The 3,359-nt window shown below is 52.2% G+C and carries 6 protein-coding genes; all 6 read right to left on the minus strand.

Going from position 1 to position 3,359, the window contains the following annotated elements; translation table 11 throughout:
- Window positions 1-172: 172 nt before the first annotated feature.
- Window positions 173-571, minus strand: coding sequence for a hypothetical protein (locus tag JCM12539_RS12295; protein ID WP_054651820.1), 399 nt, complete (start codon window positions 569-571; stop codon window positions 173-175).
- Window positions 572-583: 12 nt separating this feature from the next.
- Window positions 584-790, minus strand: a complete 207-nt coding sequence (locus JCM12539_RS12300) for an XkdX family protein (protein WP_054651822.1) — start codon at window positions 788-790, stop codon at window positions 584-586.
- A 136-nt stretch (window positions 791-926) separates the two neighbouring features.
- On the minus strand, window positions 927-1,259 hold the full coding sequence (locus JCM12539_RS12305) for a hypothetical protein (RefSeq protein ID WP_054651824.1): 333 nt from the start codon (window positions 1,257-1,259) through the stop codon (window positions 927-929).
- 17 nt (window positions 1,260-1,276) lie between these two features.
- Window positions 1,277-2,599 (minus strand): BppU family phage baseplate upper protein, encoded by a 1,323-nt coding sequence (locus tag JCM12539_RS12310; protein WP_056957019.1) that lies wholly within the window; start codon window positions 2,597-2,599, stop codon window positions 1,277-1,279.
- A 5-nt stretch (window positions 2,600-2,604) separates the two neighbouring features.
- Window positions 2,605-3,042: a hypothetical protein gene (locus JCM12539_RS12315; RefSeq protein ID WP_054651828.1), complete on the minus strand. Its 438-nt coding sequence runs from the start codon at window positions 3,040-3,042 to the stop codon at window positions 2,605-2,607.
- 14 nt (window positions 3,043-3,056) lie between these two features.
- Window positions 3,057-3,359 (minus strand): pyocin knob domain-containing protein (locus JCM12539_RS14370; RefSeq protein ID WP_225350386.1); only part of this gene is annotated, 303 nt, incomplete at its 5' end.

A 3,359-nucleotide genomic window follows, 5' to 3' on the forward strand; every position in this document is an offset into this window, starting at 1 on the left:
GCCGCGATGATAGCAATCTCACTTGCATTTGCAATGTCCATTTAATTATCCTCCTTGTGTCTTTTGTGATGACGACGCCGGCGTGTCCCAAAATACGTGATAACCGCCACAATTATTGGTGAACTCGCATTTAAAAAAAGCGTCAACGTCGTTAAAAATTATATTTAGCAGCTTAGTCCAGTGTGCCATTATCGTCCTCCCGCCAAGCGAGGCGGACGACCAGTACAGTTATCACTAAGTCCTGCACCCATGGCATTGCCCCGCTAAAAAGTAGTCCGGCGTGCCATGCGTGCGCCATCTGTGTCGCCGTGAGCAAGGTCAGGCAACCGACCGCGACCGACAAAAAGAGGTTATCCACCTCCAAGTCGTGGCGATTGCTCATCACCCACCACAGCAGTGCGGCCCCCACCGCGATGAACAGCACGTCGAAACCGTGGTCGTTGCCAATGTCCCGAAACACGGGCGGCCAGGTAAACGGCGGCGGTGTCAGGTATGAGACCCAGCCGATGAGAATCAGGCCAATACCGACAGCGACGTGCTCCGGGTACGCTTTAATTTTTTTCGAGCACATCAACGCACCCCCTTATGAGGCTGCTGGTGCAGCATTATCAGGTGCAGCAGACGTTGCAACCGGAGCCTCGCTTGTAGCCGCCGCGTAGTCCTTCCCGGTCAATGCTTTGTACTGGTCAGCCGTGATTACCTTGAAATTGACCGCTTGGCCGACCATATCGTCAGTCCATAGCTTGAGGCCGTAAAAGTACTTGATTGCGTTAAAGTCTGGGTAAGTCATTATTTTGTACCTCCTTGTACAGTCATGAGTTGATATGCAATCTGTGCGTTTTGCGCCTGCAAGTCGCTAATCGTCGCCTGGTCTTGCATTCGCTGATACGCGAGTTGGGCGATTGCCGTATCGGTTGCGCTTGGCGTCACTGGGTGGTCGGCAAGATACTGTGCCGCCTCCGCGTCCACACGTGCTTGGTAGGTCGCCTCATCCGTCCCTTGCCAACCTTGCCGTCCCAGGTAATGGGCGTGTATAGGCCAGGTGTGGGTGCCACGGTGGTTTCGTCGTCGCCGACGGTGTAGTCGTTGCGGACGACCTTAGTCGGCCCCAGCTCCTTGCTGTCTGCGTTGATGCCGTACACGACGATGTACGGGAGCAGGCTCTCGCCTGGCTGTAGCTTGGTGCCGTCACCCTCGCGTTGGCCCAGCCAATTGAGGTCGGAGTCATACGCGTAAATGGTTACTGATTCATCTGCCATGTCTTTTCTCCTTTCTGCTACTTAATCATCGCCAGAATACCTACACCAGGTAGCCAATTAGCGTCTTTGGGCACGTCTGGCATACCGTCCGACTGGTCACCCTTAAACGGCATCACCGTGAGCGCACTACCTGTTAAACCGTACTGGACGAGACTGTTGGCGTTTCGTGTGATTCCCAGTGAGCCGGAAATCATCATGGCATTGTCAATTTGCAGAGACGACGGGAACTTAACGACTTCTACGGACGTCCACGCCGCTAGTGCCGTCGTGTACTTAATTTGCCCAGCAATCATCACTAGCTGGTGACCGTTGATGGTTAAGGTCGAGTACGCGAATCGCCCGTTGTCCTGGTCACTAAAGCCGTTGACCCACGTCAGCCCGGCATTGCTCCACGGCGTTAAGGTTGCTACATCGGCATCAGTGGCAACTCTGTGCCACGTGCCTAGCACACCGTTATTTACTGCGACAAAATATGAGCTTCCAACATATTGATTTACGCGAATAGTGCCGACAGTGAATGAATTTCCGGGAACCACTTCCACCACGTACCACGTTATGCCCGGTATTGGCGAATTAGCTATCGGGGTCTCTGTAACATACCAATTGCCAGCATACGTATTCATATTTGCAGCTACAGTAGCAAAATCAGTAAATGTTGCTTGACGTGTTGCCAGAGCACCATTAATAGGTGCGGTAAAAGTCTTAGCTCCGCTAATCGTTTGATCAGTAGTTAAATTAACAAACGAGTTGTTTTGGACTGCTGTTTGGTAGGCTGCAACTTGTGTTTTAACAGCGTTGAGCGTCACCATAAGCTGACTGTTAGGGTCAATGATAAGTTTGAGCGCATCATTTGCCCCGTCTTCAATGGTCTTGCACTCGGCCAGAATTTGCGCCTTGAGCTTCTCAAAGTCTGTAACGAAAGGCTTTGCGTTGATACCCATAGACACTTTGTCGTCCAGCACGTGCAGATGCACGTTGACCGTGCTTACCCGGTTGCCGTCAGCATCTAGGATGGCGAAGAACGTACTGTCGTCGTCCCAATCACCCGGAGCTTGGAAGCACTCGGCCGGAAAATAGAAAGTCACCCGACCAGTAGATAGGCCGTCACCGGTCTGGTCTGCCGCTGCGGTACCGTTCACTTTAAATGGCGTCCCCTTGGGGTCTACCCCGTCAAACTCCACCGTCTTACCGGTGAGGTCATAATTCAGTCCGTCGGATTTAAACCAAAGTTTGACGTAGCTCTGTGAGTCACCCACACGGCCGTTAAAGTTTGGTGTGAGGTCGTACAACGTGTTATTCGGCCGTAGAAGGTCTAGTGTCACGTAGCTGTTTACTGCCACAAAAATCACCCTTTCTTAAATAGAGATTCATAATTGCTATACATAGTGTTGATTGCTGTTTCGACTGCCGCCCAATCGCTGTTGAGTGCGGTTATAAAGCTACCGTCAATTGCCAGCGTCTCCGGACGCCATAGGGTTATCTGTACCATATCCGTGTAGTCTGGCGGCCCGACGATACCGTGGCTGTTAAATTCAGCGATAACAGCGTTGACCGCATACTGGATGTCGCCGACGCAATAGTTACACCAGAGATACGCCGCGCGGTTGAGTTCGGTCGTCGGTGGTGCGGGTACGCTGGGCGTAGCTTCGATGCCCTCGAAAAAGACGGCGTTGTCGAGTTGGTAGAGGTCATCTACGGCTGCCATGATGGTTTCCGCGTTGGCCTCAATGTTTGGTAATAGCCGGTCTGCTGCGGGCAGACGAGCCAGTGCGATTGATGTCATTATTGCCTCCATTATCAGTTGGTAACCTTGTTCCATTGTGTCCAAACGTTGTTATTGCGCATACGTACATATACGTCTGCCGCCGCGGTGCCAACCCAACGTTGCATTACACACACGGGGTCGGCTGCGTCCACAAACAAGTAGGCCCAGCCGTCATGTGGAGCGTTCGTCATGTTTGATTTTAGCCAATAGCGACCGTCTGTGATGATTGTGTTGACATCGACGACATCAGAAACTGTTTTCCATGCCATGTAGTCCGTGCCAATTTTTGGCTTGAGCAGAGACCACATGCGGTCCGCGTCACGCTGGCGAAAAAT

This window comes from Lacticaseibacillus pantheris DSM 15945 = JCM 12539 = NBRC 106106, from assembly GCF_001311175.1.
In the GTDB taxonomy this organism is placed as follows: Bacteria; Bacillota; Bacilli; order Lactobacillales; family Lactobacillaceae; genus Lacticaseibacillus; species Lacticaseibacillus pantheris.

Bases quoted from the DNA above. Each gene is read 5' to 3' on its own strand.
- JCM12539_RS12295 (WP_054651820.1), bottom strand. From the start codon at position 571: ATGTGCTCGAAAAAAATTAAAGCGTACCCGGAGCACGTCGCTGTCGGT.
- JCM12539_RS12300 (WP_054651822.1), bottom strand. From the start codon at position 790: ATGACTTACCCAGACTTTAACGCAATCAAGTACTTTTACGGCCTCAAG.
- JCM12539_RS12305 (WP_054651824.1), bottom strand. From the start codon at position 1,259: ATGGCAGATGAATCAGTAACCATTTACGCGTATGACTCCGACCTCAAT.
- JCM12539_RS12315 (WP_054651828.1), bottom strand. From the start codon at position 3,042: ATGACATCAATCGCACTGGCTCGTCTGCCCGCAGCAGACCGGCTATTA.